Annotated in this window: 13 protein-coding genes; 6 read left to right on the top strand and 7 right to left on the bottom strand. The window is 57.2% G+C overall.

Going from position 1 to position 15,766, the window contains the following annotated elements; all coding sequences use genetic code 11:
* Window positions 1-82: 82 nt before the first annotated feature.
* Complete coding sequence (locus ACQQ2Q_RS19160; protein ID WP_428188729.1) at window positions 83-1,420, bottom strand: MFS transporter; 1,338 nt, start codon at window positions 1,418-1,420, stop codon at window positions 83-85.
* A 334-nt stretch (window positions 1,421-1,754) separates the two neighbouring features.
* Between ACQQ2Q_RS19160 and cyoA the strand changes: the two genes are divergently transcribed.
* The 6 genes from cyoA to ACQQ2Q_RS19130 all read left to right on the top strand — a co-directional run bounded on the left by cyoA (window position 1,755) and on the right by ACQQ2Q_RS19130 (window position 7,579).
* A complete protein-coding gene (gene cyoA, locus ACQQ2Q_RS19155) occupies window positions 1,755-2,711 on the top strand; it encodes a ubiquinol oxidase subunit II (protein WP_428188728.1) in 957 nt (318 codons plus the stop codon).
* Between the two features lie 102 nt (window positions 2,712-2,813).
* Window positions 2,814-4,817 (top strand): cytochrome o ubiquinol oxidase subunit I, encoded by a 2,004-nt coding sequence (cyoB, locus tag ACQQ2Q_RS19150; protein ID WP_428188727.1) that lies wholly within the window; start codon window positions 2,814-2,816, stop codon window positions 4,815-4,817.
* Between the two features lie 3 nt (window positions 4,818-4,820).
* Complete coding sequence (gene cyoC / locus ACQQ2Q_RS19145; RefSeq protein ID WP_428188726.1) at window positions 4,821-5,438, top strand: cytochrome o ubiquinol oxidase subunit III; 618 nt, start codon at window positions 4,821-4,823, stop codon at window positions 5,436-5,438.
* Window positions 5,438-5,836 (top strand): cytochrome o ubiquinol oxidase subunit IV, encoded by a 399-nt coding sequence (gene cyoD / locus ACQQ2Q_RS19140; RefSeq protein ID WP_428188725.1) that lies wholly within the window; start codon window positions 5,438-5,440, stop codon window positions 5,834-5,836. The genes cyoC and cyoD overlap by 1 nt, the downstream gene beginning before the upstream one ends.
* A gap of 68 nt (window positions 5,837-5,904) precedes the next feature.
* Window positions 5,905-6,672 carry an SURF1 family protein gene (locus ACQQ2Q_RS19135; RefSeq protein WP_428188724.1) on the top strand — a complete coding sequence of 256 codons (768 nt, stop codon included), beginning with the start codon at window positions 5,905-5,907 and terminating at the stop codon, window positions 6,670-6,672.
* Between the two features lie 190 nt (window positions 6,673-6,862).
* Window positions 6,863-7,579 (top strand): ParA family protein, encoded by a 717-nt coding sequence (locus tag ACQQ2Q_RS19130; protein ID WP_428188723.1) that lies wholly within the window; start codon window positions 6,863-6,865, stop codon window positions 7,577-7,579.
* A 38-nt stretch (window positions 7,580-7,617) separates the two neighbouring features.
* Here the strand turns inward: ACQQ2Q_RS19130 and ACQQ2Q_RS19125 are convergent, their stop codons facing one another.
* From ACQQ2Q_RS19125 to ACQQ2Q_RS19100, 6 genes are all read right to left on the bottom strand, one after another.
* Window positions 7,618-9,372: a hypothetical protein gene (locus ACQQ2Q_RS19125; RefSeq protein WP_428188722.1), complete on the bottom strand. Its 1,755-nt coding sequence runs from the start codon at window positions 9,370-9,372 to the stop codon at window positions 7,618-7,620.
* Between the two features lie 64 nt (window positions 9,373-9,436).
* A complete protein-coding gene (locus ACQQ2Q_RS19120; protein ID WP_428188721.1) occupies window positions 9,437-10,525 on the bottom strand; it encodes a protein-glutamate methylesterase/protein-glutamine glutaminase in 1,089 nt (362 codons plus the stop codon).
* Window positions 10,526-10,533: 8 nt separating this feature from the next.
* Complete coding sequence (locus tag ACQQ2Q_RS19115; protein ID WP_428188840.1) at window positions 10,534-11,415, bottom strand: CheR family methyltransferase; 882 nt, start codon at window positions 11,413-11,415, stop codon at window positions 10,534-10,536.
* 17 nt (window positions 11,416-11,432) lie between these two features.
* Entirely contained in the window at window positions 11,433-11,930 is a 498-nt protein-coding gene (locus ACQQ2Q_RS19110) for a chemotaxis protein CheW (protein WP_428188720.1), read from the bottom strand.
* A gap of 149 nt (window positions 11,931-12,079) precedes the next feature.
* Window positions 12,080-13,885, bottom strand: a complete 1,806-nt coding sequence (locus ACQQ2Q_RS19105; RefSeq protein WP_428188719.1) for a methyl-accepting chemotaxis protein — start codon at window positions 13,883-13,885, stop codon at window positions 12,080-12,082.
* A 191-nt stretch (window positions 13,886-14,076) separates the two neighbouring features.
* Window positions 14,077-15,759, bottom strand: a complete 1,683-nt coding sequence (locus ACQQ2Q_RS19100; protein WP_428188718.1) for a methyl-accepting chemotaxis protein — start codon at window positions 15,757-15,759, stop codon at window positions 14,077-14,079.
* Window positions 15,760-15,766: the final 7 nt, after the last annotated feature.

The following is a 15,766-nucleotide window of genomic DNA, read 5'->3' as shown; positions in this document are numbered from 1 at the left end:
GTTAAAACGGCAACGGCCCGGCGAATGCCGGGCCGTCTATCATTCCGGATTGTATTGGCCAACGGAATTGGCCGGACGCCGATCAATCTTCCGAAAGTTCCAGCTTGCGGCTGACAGCCAGTGCGCCGAGCGTACAGAGCGCACCCGACAGAAGATAGATGCCGACATATTGGACGCCAAATGTGCTGGCGACGCCCAGGGCCACAAGCGGTGCGAAGCCGGCGCCGATCACCCATGCCAGATTGGATGTGAGGGCGGCACCGGAATAGCGATACTCCCGTCCGAACCGCGACGACACGGCACCGGCCGCCTGACCGAAGGACAGGCCGAGAACAGCAAAGCCGATCAGCACGAAGGCATCTTCACCCCAGGTGCCGGCCGCCAGCATGAAGGGTGCAGTGACGCTGAAGATGGCGATGATGACGGCGGCAACCGCCAACTGGCCACGTCTGCCGATACGGTCGGCAAGAACGCCGGAAAAGATGATCGTACCGGTACAGATCAACGCACCAACCATTTCAACCAACAGGAAGCTGGTGATCTCGTGCTGGGAGTAAAGACTGATCCAGCTGAGCGGAAACACAGTGACCAGATGGAACATGGCAAAACTTGCAAGCGGCGTAAACGTACCGATCAGCACGTCCAGACCATGGTTGCGCAGAAGGTCTATGGTGCGCACGGGTGCCAGTTCCAGACGGTCGAGCATGGAGCCGAATTCCGTTGTCGCCACCAGCCGCAAGCGAGCGAAGAGAGCGACCACGTTGATGGCAAAGGCGACGAAGAACGGATAGCGCCAGCCCCAGTCGAGGAAGTCTGCCGAGCTCAAAGAGGCATAGAAGAAGGCAAACAGGCCACTGGCAAGAATGAAGCCGAGCGGGGCTCCGAGCTGCGGCATCATGGCATACCAGCCGCGCCGGTTATGCGGTGCATTGAGCGCCAGAAGCGAGGCAAGTCCATCCCAGGCGCCGCCAAGTGCGAAGCCCTGGCCGAGCCTGAAGATGATGAGGAGAATAATCGCCAGGCTGCCGATGACATCATAGCTTGGCAGAAAGCTTATGGCGGCCGTGGAACCGCCCAGAACGAAGAGTGCCACGATCAGTTTGGTGCCGCGTCCATAGACCCGGTCGATCGCTGTGAAGACAACCGTGCCGATAGGTCGTGCAATGAAGGCCAGCGAGAAGATTGCAAAAGACAGCAAAATCCCGGTGAGGCGGTCATACATGGGAAAGAAATGCGCTGGAAACACAAGCACCGAGGCGATTGCGTAAACGAAGAAGTCAAAAAACTCGGAGGACCGTCCGATGATGACGCCAAGCGCAATATTGCCCGGATTCGAGCCGGTATCCGCATGCATTGAGCGGGCATCGCGTTCCATATCGGACGATGTGGGTTGATCCATCGTAAAAATTCCTGCGCTCATGTCGTCTCCGTTATTTCGGCGCTGCCATTATCGGTGTGAAAGCAGTTGTGGCGAACCCGATACCACACATCCCGTTAACCGCAGCATTTGATTGCGTAGTATGCGCCGGTGGCCAATGGCCGTCAAATCGCTTATAAGAAAATTATCATACGTGTTGAAAAATGCCTTCTGCATTCGTGTCTCGCTGATCTTCCAACTTGGTCCCGGCATTTTTTTGGGGGCGCGGCATCTTACCTCATCGTAATTTGATTGCGATCAATTATGATCTGGTTCCTGGGAGGGCAGACAACTTGGAAATGAAAGCTTGCGCACTCCGTTCAAAAATCTTTGCAGATTGGCAGTTGTAGCGTCCCTCGCGGCGATTCTCTCCTCGTGCAATCTCGTCGTCATGGCGCCATCTGGCGATATCGCCTCGCAGCAGCGTGATCTGATTGTCGTATCGACAATCCTCATGCTCATTGTGGTCGTCCCGGTCATATTCCTCACGCTGTTCTTTGCCTGGCGTTATCGACAGTCGAACACGGAAGCCAAATACGATCCCGAGTGGAGTCACTCCACGAAGCTCGAGGTGATCATCTGGTCTGCTCCGCTGGCCATCATCATTGCCCTTGGCGCCATCACCTGGATCAGCACGCATACGCTTGATCCCTACCGGCCGCTCGACCGTATTTCCGCGACAAAGGAAATCCCGGCCGATGTGAAGCCGCTGACGGTGGAAGTTGTCGCGCTCGACTGGAAGTGGCTGTTCATCTATCCCGATCTCGGTATTGCTACCGTGAATGAACTCGCGGCTCCGGTCGATGTTCCGATCAACTTCAAGATCACGGCATCCTCGGTCATGAACTCGTTTTATGTGCCCGCCCTTGCCGGACAGATCTATGCCATGGCGGGTATGGAAACGAAGCTGCATGCGGTCATCAACAAACCGGGCGATTATGACGGCTTCTCCGCAAACTATAGCGGCGCAGGCTTTTCCAACATGCGTTTCAAATTCAAAGGGCTTGAGCAGGCCGATTTCGATCAATGGGTCGACAAGGTCAGAAACGACGACCAGAAACTGACACGCGATGTCTATCTGGAACTCGAAAAGCCGAGCGAGAAGGAGCCGGTCCATTACTATGGCGGCACCGATCCCGAGCTTTACACCGCCATCCTCAACATGTGCGCAGATCCATCCAACATGTGCATGAGTGAAATGGCGATGATCGATGCGGGCATGATTTGCCGCGCACCGGAAAACTTGCCTCAGCAATCGGCAGCCATCGATGAACGGAAGCGTTACCTGCCCTGACACGATGGCGAAGCCTTGTGGGTTTCGGCCCATGCGGAAAAAATGGCGTCCGGTGCATCACCGCCCGGATATGGAAAAGACGTTCAGCATTAAGGAAATCCGATGCTATCAGATCCGGATTTGATGAAATTTATATTTGGCAAGCTGACATGGGATGTGATCCCGCTGCACGAGCCAATTCTTGTCGTCACCTTTGCGGTGGTGGCTCTCGGCGGTATCGCGGTCCTGGGCGCGCTTACCTATTTTCGTCTCTGGGGTTACCTCTGGAACGAATGGTTCACGTCGATCGACCACAAGAAGATCGGCATCATGTATATCTTCTTCGCCATCATCATGCTGTTGCGCGGTTTTGCCGACGCGCTGATGATGCGTTTGCAGCAGGCCATTGCCTTCAATGGTTCCGAAGGCTTTTTGCCGCCGCATCACTACGACCAGATCTTCACCGCCCATGGCGTGATCATGATCTTCTTCGTGGCCATGCCTTTCGTTACCGGCCTGATGAACTTCGTCGTGCCGTTGCAGATCGGTGCCCGCGACGTGTCGTTTCCGTTCCTCAACAATTTCAGCTTCTGGATGACCGTGGCTGGCGGCGTGGTTGTGATGATTTCGCTGTTTATCGGCGAGTTCGCAAAGACCGGCTGGCTGGCCTATCCTCCGCTGTCGGGCATCATCTATAGTCCGGATGTCGGGGTCGATTATTATATCTGGGGTCTGCAGATCGCCGGTATCGGAACGCTGTTGTCCGGGGTCAATCTGATCGCCACCATCTTGAAGATGCGCGCTCCCGGCATGTCCATGATGAAGATGCCAATCTTCACCTGGACTGCATTTTGCACCAACGTTCTGATCGTTGCCGCATTCCCCGTTCTGACAGCCGTTCTGGCGCTCCTGACCCTTGATCGCTATGCGGACATGCACTTCTTCACAAATGACATGGGCGGCAACGCCATGATGTATGTGAACTTGATCTGGATCTGGGGCCACCCGGAAGTCTACATCCTCATTCTTCCCCTGTTTGGCGTCTTTTCCGAAGTGGTCTCGACCTTCTCGGGCAAGCGCCTGTTCGGCTACACATCCATGGTCTACGCGACGGTGGTTATCACGCTGTTGTCCTACATGGTCTGGCTGCACCACTTCTTCACCATGGGATCGGGTGCCAGCGTCAACGCCTTCTTCGGCATCACCACCATGATCATCTCGATCCCCACGGGCGCGAAGATGTTCAACTGGCTTTTCACCATGTATCACGGGCGCATTCGCTATGAAGTGCCCATGCTGTGGACCATCGGCTTCATGGTGACCTTCGTCATCGGCGGTATGACCGGCGTTCTGCTGGCCGTTCCACCGGCCGACTTCGTGCTGCACAACTCGCTGTTCCTGATCGCCCACTTCCATAACGTGATCATCGGTGGCGTTGTCTTCGGCGTCTTCGCCGGCATCAACTTCTGGTTCCCCAAGGCGTTCGGCTTCAAGCTCGATGCGTTCTGGGGCAAGATGTCCTTCTGGTTCTGGCTGACCGGCTTCTACTTCGCCTTCATGCCGCTCTATGTTCTGGGGCTGATGGGCGTGACCCGCCGTATGAACCAGTTTGACGACCCGTCCTTGCAGATCTGGTTCATTATCGCAGCCTTTGGTGCCTTCCTGATCGCACTCGGCATCGCTGCCTTCCTCATCCAGATTGTTGTCAGCGTCAAAAATCGCGAGCAGCTGAAGGATGTGAGCGGCGACCCATGGGGTGCCCGGACGCTGGAATGGTCGACATCATCGCCACCGCCTTCCTACAACTATGCATTCACACCGATCGTTCACGATCACGATGAATGGTGGTTCATGAAGAAGCACGGCTATAAACGCCCTGAGGAAGGTTTCATTCCGATCCATATGCCGAAGAGCACGGCAACAGGTGTGATTATCGGCGGTCTGAGCGTTGCCTTCGGCTTTGCCATGGTCTGGCATATCTGGTGGCTGGCAGTTCTGTCCTTCGTTGCCATCGTCGGCGTTACCATCGCCCACACCTTCAACTACAAGCGCGATTTCTACATTCCTGCAGAGGAAGTGGATCGCGTTGAAAGAGAACGCACCCGCATCCTTGCGGCGGAGGCTTGATCCATGACTGACGTGATCGTTGAAAACGGCAAGAAGCCGGACTTCTACATGACCACCGAGCATCACCCGGAATCCGGCACGATGGTCGGGTTCTGGATCTATCTGATGAGCGACTGCCTCATCTTTGCGATGCTGTTTGCAACCTATGCCGTGCTCGGCCACAGTTATGCCGGAGGCCCGAATCCAAAGGAATTGTTCGAGCTTCCATTGGTGGCCGTCAACACTGCCATGCTGTTGTTCTCGTCCATCACCTACGGCTTTGCCATGCTGCAGATGGAAAAGGGTGCAAAGAATGCGGTTCTGGGTTGGTTGGCTCTAACCGGTCTGTTTGGTCTGGCCTTCCTGTGCATCGAACTCTACGAGTTCTCGACCTTGATCCATGAAGGGGCAGGGCCTGGCCGCAGCGCCTTCCTGTCAGCCTTCTTCACACTGGTGGGTACCCACGGTCTTCACGTCACCACCGGCCTCGTCTGGATGGTCACTCTGATGGTTCAGGTATCCCGTTATGGCCTGATCCCGGAGAACAAGCGTCGCTTGATGTGCCTTTCGATGTTCTGGCACTTCCTTGACGTCATCTGGATCGGCGTCTTTTCCTTCGTCTACCTCATGGGAGTCCTGTGATGAGCGCACCAACCCATTCAGATACTGCCGCTGATCACAGCCACGATCATCATCACGGCGATCATGCCAGCCATGGTTCGTTCAAGTCCTACATGACAGGCTTCGTGCTGTCGGTCATCTTGACGGCCATCCCCTTCTGGCTGGTCATGGGCGAGGTCTTTGCCAGCAGCACACTGACGGCCACTCTGGTCATGGCCTTCGCGCTCGTTCAGATCGTCGTGCACATGGTCTACTTCCTGCACCTGGACACCAAGTCCGAAGGTGGATGGAACATGATGGCGCTGATGTTCACGGTCGTGCTGGTTCTGATCGGCCTGACCGGATCGCTCTGGGTCATGCATCACCTCAACACCAACATGATGCCCATGTCGCCCGAGATGATGAAAAACCTTCCCTAAAGGGCCATAGCTATTCGCATCAACGCTCTTCCCGTCTGCAAATGACGGGAAGAGGTCGCGAGACAACCATGACAGACACTCCCGATCAGCCAACAGCATCGCCAACGCGCCCGCGTAGATCGCGCATGCTTGTTCTGGCTGGTCTTTCGCTTTTCTTCGTTGCGATCTTTGTGGCGCTTGGCATCTGGCAGGTGGAGCGCCTTCAGTGGAAGCGTGATCTCATCGCCCGTGTCGATGCCCGCGTTCATGCGCCTGCATCAGCATTGCCCGACCCGTCGAACTGGGCCTCGATCACTGCGGCCGATGACGAATATCGCCATGTCAGCGTGACCGGTCGATTTGCCCAAGGCAAGGAAGCCCTGGTCTATGCATCGACGGCTATCGGTCCAGGATACTGGGTCCTTGCGCCGCTGATTAGGGAAGACGGTGCTGCCGTGTTCGTCAATCGCGGCTTTGTCCCGCTAGACGACAAGGATGCGCAGTCGCGCCGGCCCGTCGCGCAAGACCCCGTGACCGTAACCGGGCTCCTGCGCCTGAACGAGCCGAACGGGACCTTGCTCAGATCCAACAATCCGGATGACGATCGCTGGTATTCGCGCGATGTGGTGGCAATGGCAGGACATCTGGATGTGACCAACGTCGCGCCTTTCTTCATCGATGCAGATGCCAGCCCACGCGTCAAAGCCGATGGATCACCCATTGGGGGACTGACGGTCATTCAGTTCCCCAACAGCCATCTGTCCTATGCCATCACCTGGTTCGGCATGGCGCTTCTCTCGCTGGTCGGTGGATTCATTCTTCTGCGAGCCGAGAAGGGCAGGGGCGTCTCTGCCTGAAATACCGCACTGTCGAATTGAAGTCCGCCCCGACACTTTCGAATAGCATTAGCGTGCTGAGTTCCCCGCGGTAATTCCGTATTCTGGCCTGCCCGTTTCACCATTGGTTAACCATATTTCCTGCATGATTCAGGGGTCTTAGAATACGTAACGGCTGCGCGCGCAGCCAGCCCCAGGAATGGAACCGGATATGGCCATAGTGACTTTCGCCAACACCAAAGGTGGCGCAGGCAAGACGACGGCGGTTCTTCTGATCGCCACGGAACTGGCACGGATGGGCTTGCGCGTCGCAGTACTCGATGTCGATCCGCAACACTGGATCTCGCGCTGGCATGAGCAGTTGGGCAAGAACTGCCCCGAACGGCTTGAGGTTGTTCCCTATGTCTCCGGCGCCAATCTGGAACGGCATATTCGCAACTACCGCGACAATGTCGACTTCGTTCTGCTCGATCTCCCGGGCGCCAGAAGCCCGCTTCTGGCCCAGGCACTCGGTTATTCCGATTATGTACTCATCCCGGCTCAGGGCTCGGCCATGGATGCACAAGGCGCTGCCAACGTGATCGATCTGCTGCATTATCTGGAAGACAAGGCAGGAATCCGAATTCCGCATTCAGTGGTGCTGACACGTATCAATCCGATCATCACCACGCGCGCCTTGCAGGGTGTGAAAGCTCTGCTGAAAGAGAAACGCGTTCATCTGATCGGCACGCCGATTGTCGAGCGTGCGGCCTTCCGCGATGTCTTCAGCTGCGGCGAAACGCTTTACACGATGGATCCAGACAAGGTCAGCAATCTCCCGCGTGCGCAGGAAAATGCCCAGCTTCTCGGTCGCGAAGTGCTGGCCCGCGTGCTCAGATATTGCACGAACGAGGCCCATCTGGCCGAGGCCGCTCGACTGGTTGCCTGAACCACAGTCAATTCAATACTGAAGCCTAACCGATGCTCTCAAAAAAGGGCATCGTCGAACAGATCGTCGTCCGACATGCTCTGGGCTGCGGCAGGAGCCGCCTTGTCTTCAGTCCCGGATGGCGTGCCGAAGATGACCGAGTGGACATCGCGCTCCGACTTCATCGTATAGGTGGAGAAGATCTCGGCAGAGACACCTGCCAAGATGTCTTCCAGACCGTCGCAATGCGGCTCATAGGGGAGCGCCGCTGCGGCAAGCGATGAGCAATCGCGCAAGATTGTCGTCAGCTCCTGATGGAAATCCATCCCCGCGGTCGCTGCCGCCACCTTGATGGCGACGTCCTGACCACGATCGACAAGATCGCCGACTTTCGCATCGAGGGTCTCTCCGGCCAGTGTGACATGGGCGAGCGCGATCTCAATGCGCGCCACGAGATCCGGACCCGCATCGCCATCGTCGTCGCCTTGCATCTGGCGCAGACCCAGCGCCTGCTCGTTGAGCTGTTTCAGATTTTCCAGGGCGCGGTCGGTCACATCATCGAGCCTTGCCGAATAGGCTCGCAACTCGTTTGTCACCACATTGATGGCACGGCTTTCTTCGCCCAGTTTGCTACAGCGCAGATTGGTATTGAGGGCCATATACTGGATGTCGGTTCTGACGATCTGGATCGTTTCCACACTTTCCACCAGGTGCTTGACCATGGAACTGGCTGCACCGCTCAGCCGTGAGGCTTCACCTGCGGATTGCTCGATGGTCCCCACGACAGTGCGCGCGGTCTCGAGGCTTTCCTGCACGCGCCCCATGGCCGAACGTTTGGACGTGTTTGTGTTGCCGGGCAGCATGGCTTGCTGCAGGTTCATCAAAGCCGTCACGTCATTGGTAAAGGCACCGATATTTTGAACGATCGCCGCGCACTGCGCCTTGAAGTCGACGGAAATCGCCTCAAGCTGATCGCGCACGAGCCGGATCGCCAGCAAGACAACCCGATTGCGATCATCGGACGAAAGATAGGCAGCACCGTCGCGGGCAAGATGGTCGTTCGCGATCTCAAAGGCTGCCTGGCAGTGTTCGATCCGCTGGCGCGTCACGTCTCCGATCTGCAGAGAGGACAGAGTGCTTGCAAGCCGGCCCTGAACCTTCATGGCAAGACCCGTCACCTGGCGGGCCATATCGGCAAGTGCGGTGCGCTGGGTCTGGATGGCTTCCGCATTTTGCCTGAGATCACCGACGATGGCGGAGATGTCGTGCCGGGGCGATGCGATCGCCCCGGTGCCGATATGGACGTGACTGATTAGTTCCTGCAACGCATGGATCCGCTCGGCAAAGCCCTTAACCTCAGAGCTTGCAAACTGGATGCGCTCGACAATTTCTTCGGCAAAGCCGGCGAAATCGGCAATTCCGGCGCCCGTGATCTTTGCGGTGACGGCAAAGGTGCGCAGATAGCGCAGGGTATCTTCCATTGCCACCACTTCGTCTGCCAGTGACTGGCCGTGTTCGCTGATATGGGCAAAACGCTGATGCCGTTCCAACTGTTGCGCCGGCAGGGCGGCGATCAGTTCGCCGGTGCGCATGAGTTCGCCGGTGGCTTCGGCTGCCTCGTCCTCCTTCAACGCATTCGAAATGCCTTCAAGCGCACCTAACAGATCGGTAAAGACATCGAGCACGGAGACGAGCACAGTTCCGCCATCGAGGAAGCGCTGTTCGATCTGGACCAGTGCTTCTTGCAGCTTGGCGCTGATATGTGCCGTCGGCGCGAATATCTCTGCTGCCTTGTGCGATCTCTTGGTGTTCATCTTGAACCCTCGTTACTCTTACTAATGCGTTCCCGGCCGGAACGTCCGTCCGGCTGATTGTTGTTCAGGCGAGATGGCGGCGATCGGCGGCCAGGATTTCCCGCGCGATCTGTTCCAAGGGCACCACCCGGTCGACGCCACCCCGGGCAATCGCTTCCTTGGGCATGCCAAAGACCACGGATGTCGCCTCGTCCTGCGCCAGCGTAAAGGCACCGGCCTTGTGCATTTCGTCCATGCCGCGCGCGCCGTCATCGCCCATCCCGGTCATGATCACGCCCATGGAATTCGAACCGGCAGAGCGGGCGGCAGAGCGAAACAGCACGTCCACCGAAGGACGGTGGCGCGACACAAGGGGGCCTTCCTTGATTGCCACCATGTAGCGGGCCCCTTGCCGCTCCAGCAGCATGTGCTGTCCGCCGGGGGCAATGAGCACATGGCCGCGCAAGACGGGATCGCCGTGCTCGGCCTCTTTGACCTCGACCTGGCAGAGCGTGTTGAGCCGTGAGGCGAATGCGGATGTGAACTTTTCCGGCATGTGCTGAACAATCACGATACCCGGCGCGTTGGCCGGAAGCGCCATCAGAAGCTCACGCAGCGCCTCGGTCCCACCAGTGGAGGCACCGACGCAGATGACCATTTCGGTGGTTTTTGCCATTGCCCGTCCGGTTGGCGGCGGCAGAACGGCATCGGCCGTCAGCTTGGCTTCCGTGGCACCGGCAAAGGCCACTCGCCGGCGATCGGATTTCACTCTGGCAAGAGCTGCCCCCTTGACCGTCTGGCGGATCATCTCGCCGGCTTCGGCAAGGTGATCCGCTGCACCGATCTTCGGCTTGAGAATGATGTCCACCGCACCGGCTTCCAGCGCCTGCATCAGCGTCTGCGATCCAGCCTCTGTCAGAGACGAGCACATCACGACAGGGATCGGATGCTGCGCCATCAGTTTACGCAGGAAGGTGATGCCATCCATTTTCGGCATTTCCACATCCAGCGTTACCACATCGGGCACTTCTTCCTGAATGCGGCGCGCTGCAACAAAGGGATCCGAGGCAACCCCCATCACCTCTATATCGCCATCGGCTTCCAAGACACGCGTCAGCGCCTGGCGGACGCTCGCGGAATCATCGACGATCAACACACGTATCTTTTTCGCCATTTGAGCGCTCAGACTTTCTGGAAAACCGTATTGGCAACCTGCTTTACGGGCAGATCAAAGCCGGTGATGGTTTCGGAGTGACCGACATAGAGATAGCCGCCGGGCAGAAGCTTGTCGCAAAGCCGCTGAAGCACTTTTTCCTGCGTCGGCTTGTCGAAATAGATGAGCACGTTGCGGCAGAAGATCACATGCATGGCATCGCCCACGACATAGGACGAATCCATGAGGTTCAGCCGGGCAAAGCCCACCTTCGACCGCAGCTTGGGATGGATGCGTACTTCGCCGCGATTGCGGTCTAGCGGCTCCATCACATACCGTTTTCGTCGCTCGGTATCGACGGGGTCGATCATGGCGGTCGAGAAGACACCGCGCCGGGCGACCTGCAACACATCGGTGGAGAGGTCGGTGGCAAGGATCGAATAATCCGGTCCGCCCTTGGCCTTGATGAAATCCTCAATCACCATGGCAAGTGTGTAGGGCTCGGCACCGATCGAGCAGGCCGAACTCCACACACGCAAGCGGCGGTGTCCCTTGGATACGAGATTGGGTAGCGCGTTATCGATCAGATGCTCGAAGTGTTTCGGCTCCCGAAAGAAGTCGGTCTTGTTGGTCGTGACCACATCGATAAGGTGAATGGCCTCGCTCTGGATGCCGTCATGCTTGAACAGATAGTCGCAATAACGGTCGAGGCTATCGATGCCGACCACGCGCAACCGACGGCGCAGGCGGCCTTCCAGCATCGTCTTCTTGCCGATCGGCATCTTGATCCCGCTATAGTCATAGATATAGCGCGAGAGGAGCTCGAAATTGCGCGCACTTAGCCCTTCGATGGCCGGATCTCGCAAGGAAACGTGGTTTGACTCTCGGACCGATGCGGCAGCAGATGACATTCTCGAAGCCATAGTGCTCATGCGGGTTCCATCGGGTTTGCAGCAACCGAACCCAATGAGTGTGCATCTGTTCCCGCAAACAGTTTCGTCAGGTTGACGATCACGACAAAATCGCTGCTGCGGCGAACAACGCCGGCAATATAGTCTGACGGCCAGCGCACGCCGATATCGGGTGCCGCCTCGATCGCGTCACAGCGGAATGAGGTGACTTCGAACACCCTGTCGGCCACAAGGCCGAGCGTCAGCGAACGTCCGTCTATTGTCACGTCAATGACGAGGATCCGCGTATGGGGTGTCTTCTGTGTCTGCGACATGCCAAGACGAAGGCGAAGATCGATCACCGGCACGCCCTGACCGCGCACTTCGCGCAGGCCGAGAAGATAATCGGGGCCGTGGGGGATCTTGAAAGGGTCCTCGTGATCGAGAATTTCCCGTACCACCTCGACTGGAACGGCGAAGCATTCATTTTCGAGGCTGAAGGTCACATATTGCGATTCAGATGCTGCATTGGCCATGAGGCGCTCTCCTTGAGATCGGCTCCGCTGTGAGATCGGTTGTCGCAACTATGACGAATAGCAGGACACCGATCGGTGGCGGTTGGGCTCCGGCCCACGTCTTGAAAGTTGACGTGGGCCGGTTATCTGATTTTGTTTCTGCGGCGCGGTTATGCCGTCTGGCGGAAGTCGGCGTCGTCGCTGTCTGGACCACCCATGTTCATGTCCAGCGCAAAGCCCGAGGATTTTTGCATCTGAGCGGGCTTGGGCGTCGGACGCTTTGCAGTCGGGTTTGAAGCCATCTTTTGCGCGACGTTTTTCAGCTGTTTCGCCTGATGGCTGCTGTCCTTGTTGGTGCCGGTATCGACCTTGAAGAAGGCGATGGATGCCTGAAGCTCTTCTGCCTGTGCCGCCAGTTCTTCTGAAGTCGCCGACATCTCTTCGGATGCACCGGCATTCTGCTGGGTCACCTTGTCGAGCTGCTGGATGGCCTCGTTGATCTGGTTGGAGCCGATATCCTGCTCGCGGCAGGCCGCCGAGATTTCGGAAATCAGTTCGGCGGTCTTGCGGATATCCGGCACCAGACGCGTCAGCATTTCGCCGGCCTGGGTGGCAACCGTCACGGTCTCACCGGACAGGCCGGAAATTTCCGCTGCGGCCGACTGGCTGCGCTCGGCAAGCTTGCGCACTTCAGAAGCAACGACTGCAAAGCCCTTGCCATGTTCGCCGGCACGGGCAGCCTCGACAGCCGCATTCAGGGCAAGCAGGTCGGTCTGACGGGCAATTTCCTGAACGATGGAGATCTTTTCGGCAATCGTGCGCATGGCAGTGACGGCCTTGTCGACGGCCTTACCACTTTCTTCAGCATCTGCCGCCGACTGACGGGCGATCTTCTCGGTCTGGGCAGCGTTGTCAGCATTCTGCTTGATGTTGGCCGCCATTTCTTCCATCGAAGCAGACGCTTCTTCGGCAGACGATGCCTGTTCCGTTGCCCCTTGCGAGAGCTGCTCGGAACCCGAGGAAAGCTGCTGGCTACCGGCAGAAACATTGTCCGAAGCCGACAGCGCGTCAGCAACAACCCCACGCAGACGCTCAACCATGCTTTCCAGTGCCAGACCAAGCGTATCCTTGTCCGACAAAGGCTTGGGGGCAACAGTCAGATTGCCGTTGGCAATTTCATCGGCAAGATTAGCGGTAACGCGCAGATTGCCGGTCATGATATTGACCGTATCGACGAGATCCTTGATTTCGTCGTTCGTCTTGATCTCGATATTCTGGTCGAGATCGCCGATAGCAACGCCGTTAATAACGGCCTGGATCTTTTTCAGACCGCTGTTAATGCCCAGTGCGATCCACAGAGCGATAGCAGTAGACATAACGAACATCAAAGCGAGAGAGCCGATCAAGAGATTGCGGGACCAAGAATATTGTTCGTTGGTCGCATTATCCGTCGAGCGCAGGTCAGCGGCAATTTGTTCATTCAACGCGCCGAGGGACGCCAGCACAGCAGCTGCGGCATCTCGTCCTTCGCTCATCGTTATGTCTGAAGCTCGCCGATTGCTGAATTCGGTGTTTTCAACTGCCAATGCGATCACGCTGTCTTGCAGTTTTTTCCATGCTGGGACGAGCCCAAGAAATTGCTGTATTTTTTCTTTGATGCCTGGGTCGCGATCCTTGCCGATTTCGGCAGCCAAGGTTTGAATTTTCTCTTGGTTCGCAGCAACTTCCTGAACGAAGACCTCGATCAACTTAGGATCCGTATTGAGGACTGCATTCTTTTCGTTGCGAATCGCATTCAGGACTGCATCTGACAGGTCACTGGAATTACGGAGATTTGTTGCGGGACCTTGGATGATGTCGGTAATCGCTGTGTTGAGCGACGAGAGGTTTGTGATTGCCATAACCGACATGATTGTCGACATGACGATCAGAAGACCAAAAGCGAGTGCCAGTTTAAGCTTGATAGTAAAGCGCATGGAACTAAATCCTGAGATTTGATGACAGTAGTTTGGCTAGGTTTCATTCGACGGATCGTCGTCGCACGTCTGAAGACTAAGACACTCACTCTTCTGAAGGCCTTATGAGGCCTCTAACCCAGCAACATCATGTGCCGGGGTGTTCGACGCCTCTTGGTGGCGCCGAACGTTTTCAAAGACTGGACCCCGCCTCACGCGCTCTGGCGAAAGTCGTCGTCGTCGCTGTCGGGGCCACCCATGGCCATGTCGAGAGCGAAGCCCTGCGGCTTGGCGTTCGATACGCTCGGCTTAGAAGCCGGGCGTCTGGCTGGCTGATGGCTAGCCATCTTGGCCGCAACCGTCTTCAACTGCTTGACCTGTTTGCCGGTCGCCTGCTTGGACGCACCATCGACCCTGAAGAAGGCAATCGATGCCTGAAGCTCTTCTGCCTGTGCCGCCAGTTCTTCCGAAGTCGCAGACATCTCCTCGGATGCACCGGCATTCTGCTGGGTCACCTTGTCGAGCTGCTGGATCGCCTCGTTGATCTGGCTGGAACCGATGTCCTGCTCACGGCAGGCCGCCGAGATTTCGGAAATCAGTTCCGCGGTCTTGCGGATATCCGGCACCAGACGCGTCAGCATTTCGCCGGCCTGGGTGGCAACCGTCACGGTCTCACCGGACAGGCCGGAGATTTCCGCTGCGGCCGACTGGCTGCGCTCGGCAAGCTTGCGCACTTCAGAAGCCACCACGGCAAAGCCCTTGCCATGTTCGCCGGCACGGGCAGCCTCGACAGCCGCATTCAGGGCAAGCAGGTCGGTCTGACGGGCAATTTCCTGAACGATAGAGATCTTTTCGGCGATCGTGCGCATTGCAGTGACGGCCTTGTCGACGGCCTGACCGCTCTCTTCTGCATCGATTGCAGACTGGCGGGCGATCTTCTCGGTCTGGGCAGCATTGTCAGCATTCTGCTTGATGTTGGCCGCCATTTCTTCCATCGAGGCGGATGCCTCTTCGGCAGACGATGCCTGTTCCGTTGCCCCTTGCGAGAGCTGCTCGGAACCCGATGAGAGCTGCTGGCTACCGGCAGAAACATTGTCCGAAGCCGACAGAGCATCGCCGACGACGCCGCGCAGACGTTCGATCATGGAATTGACGTGCCCCAGCAGCATGCCGATTTCATCACTGGTCCTGATCTCTGCAAAGCTTGTGAGATCGCCATCCGCAACACGCTGCACCGTCGTAACCGCAGTATTGATGCCCTTGCTGATGGAAATGATGATCCAGATCGCGGCCCCCAGCGCTGCAAGCGATGCAACGACTGCAACACCGACGACGATCGAACGGATATTCGTATACTCGTCGGTTGCATTTTTATCTGCAGCGATCAGGCGATCTCGTTCAAGGTCGAAGACCTCCGTCAGGAGTGCGTCAATCTCCGAGGTCGTTGCGCGGGCCGTCGTGGAGGACACACGAAGGGCAGCCTCCGGATTGCCGGCCAGCATGTAATTGCGGATCTGATCGTCCTGCTTGCGGAAGTCAGAGGTGAGCCCCTTGAGCTTGTTCCAGAGAACCATACCCTTGTCTGTGGCCTTGCTAAGGATGACCTCAAATGTCTCGTCAAATTCTGTGCGCGCACTATCGCTATTGGCGATATATTTTTCCGTCTCGGCCGTGGAATTCGACGACAGCATATTTTTCTGCTGCCGGATCTGCTGCAGCTGAGCGATGTTGAGATCCTGAGCAGCGCTCAGGCGTTCTGCCGGCCCATGCAACGTATCGCTCCAATGATCATTGACGTTGGCCAGGCTCGACACGCTGTAGATGGCCGTGCCGACCAGCATTGTGACGATGAAGCCAAAGGCCAGGAAGAGTTTGAGTTTGATTGTGAAGCGCATAGTCCCC

The organism is Agrobacterium sp. ES01 (assembly GCF_050320885.1).
In the GTDB taxonomy this organism is placed as follows: domain Bacteria; phylum Pseudomonadota; class Alphaproteobacteria; order Rhizobiales; family Rhizobiaceae; genus Allorhizobium.
This window is presented reverse-complemented; position numbering and strand designations above follow the sequence as displayed.

What these genes read in the sequence shown, in the direction of transcription:
- ACQQ2Q_RS19160 (WP_428188729.1), bottom strand. Translation starts at nt 1,420, where the DNA reads ATGAGCGCAGGAATTTTTACGATGGATCAACCCACATCGTCCGATATG.
- cyoB (WP_428188727.1), top strand. Translation starts at nt 2,814, where the DNA reads ATGCTATCAGATCCGGATTTGATGAAATTTATATTTGGCAAGCTGACA.
- cyoC (WP_428188726.1), top strand. Translation starts at nt 4,821, where the DNA reads ATGACTGACGTGATCGTTGAAAACGGCAAGAAGCCGGACTTCTACATG.
- cyoD (WP_428188725.1), top strand. Translation starts at nt 5,438, where the DNA reads ATGAGCGCACCAACCCATTCAGATACTGCCGCTGATCACAGCCACGAT.
- ACQQ2Q_RS19135 (WP_428188724.1), top strand. Translation starts at nt 5,905, where the DNA reads ATGACAGACACTCCCGATCAGCCAACAGCATCGCCAACGCGCCCGCGT.
- ACQQ2Q_RS19130 (WP_428188723.1), top strand. Translation starts at nt 6,863, where the DNA reads ATGGCCATAGTGACTTTCGCCAACACCAAAGGTGGCGCAGGCAAGACG.
- ACQQ2Q_RS19125 (WP_428188722.1), bottom strand. Translation starts at nt 9,372, where the DNA reads ATGAACACCAAGAGATCGCACAAGGCAGCAGAGATATTCGCGCCGACG.
- ACQQ2Q_RS19120 (WP_428188721.1), bottom strand. Translation starts at nt 10,525, where the DNA reads ATGGCGAAAAAGATACGTGTGTTGATCGTCGATGATTCCGCGAGCGTC.
- ACQQ2Q_RS19115 (WP_428188840.1), bottom strand. Translation starts at nt 11,415, where the DNA reads ATGTCATCTGCTGCCGCATCGGTCCGAGAGTCAAACCACGTTTCCTTG.
- ACQQ2Q_RS19110 (WP_428188720.1), bottom strand. Translation starts at nt 11,930, where the DNA reads ATGGCCAATGCAGCATCTGAATCGCAATATGTGACCTTCAGCCTCGAA.
- ACQQ2Q_RS19105 (WP_428188719.1), bottom strand. Translation starts at nt 13,885, where the DNA reads ATGCGCTTTACTATCAAGCTTAAACTGGCACTCGCTTTTGGTCTTCTG.
- ACQQ2Q_RS19100 (WP_428188718.1), bottom strand. Translation starts at nt 15,759, where the DNA reads ATGCGCTTCACAATCAAACTCAAACTCTTCCTGGCCTTTGGCTTCATC.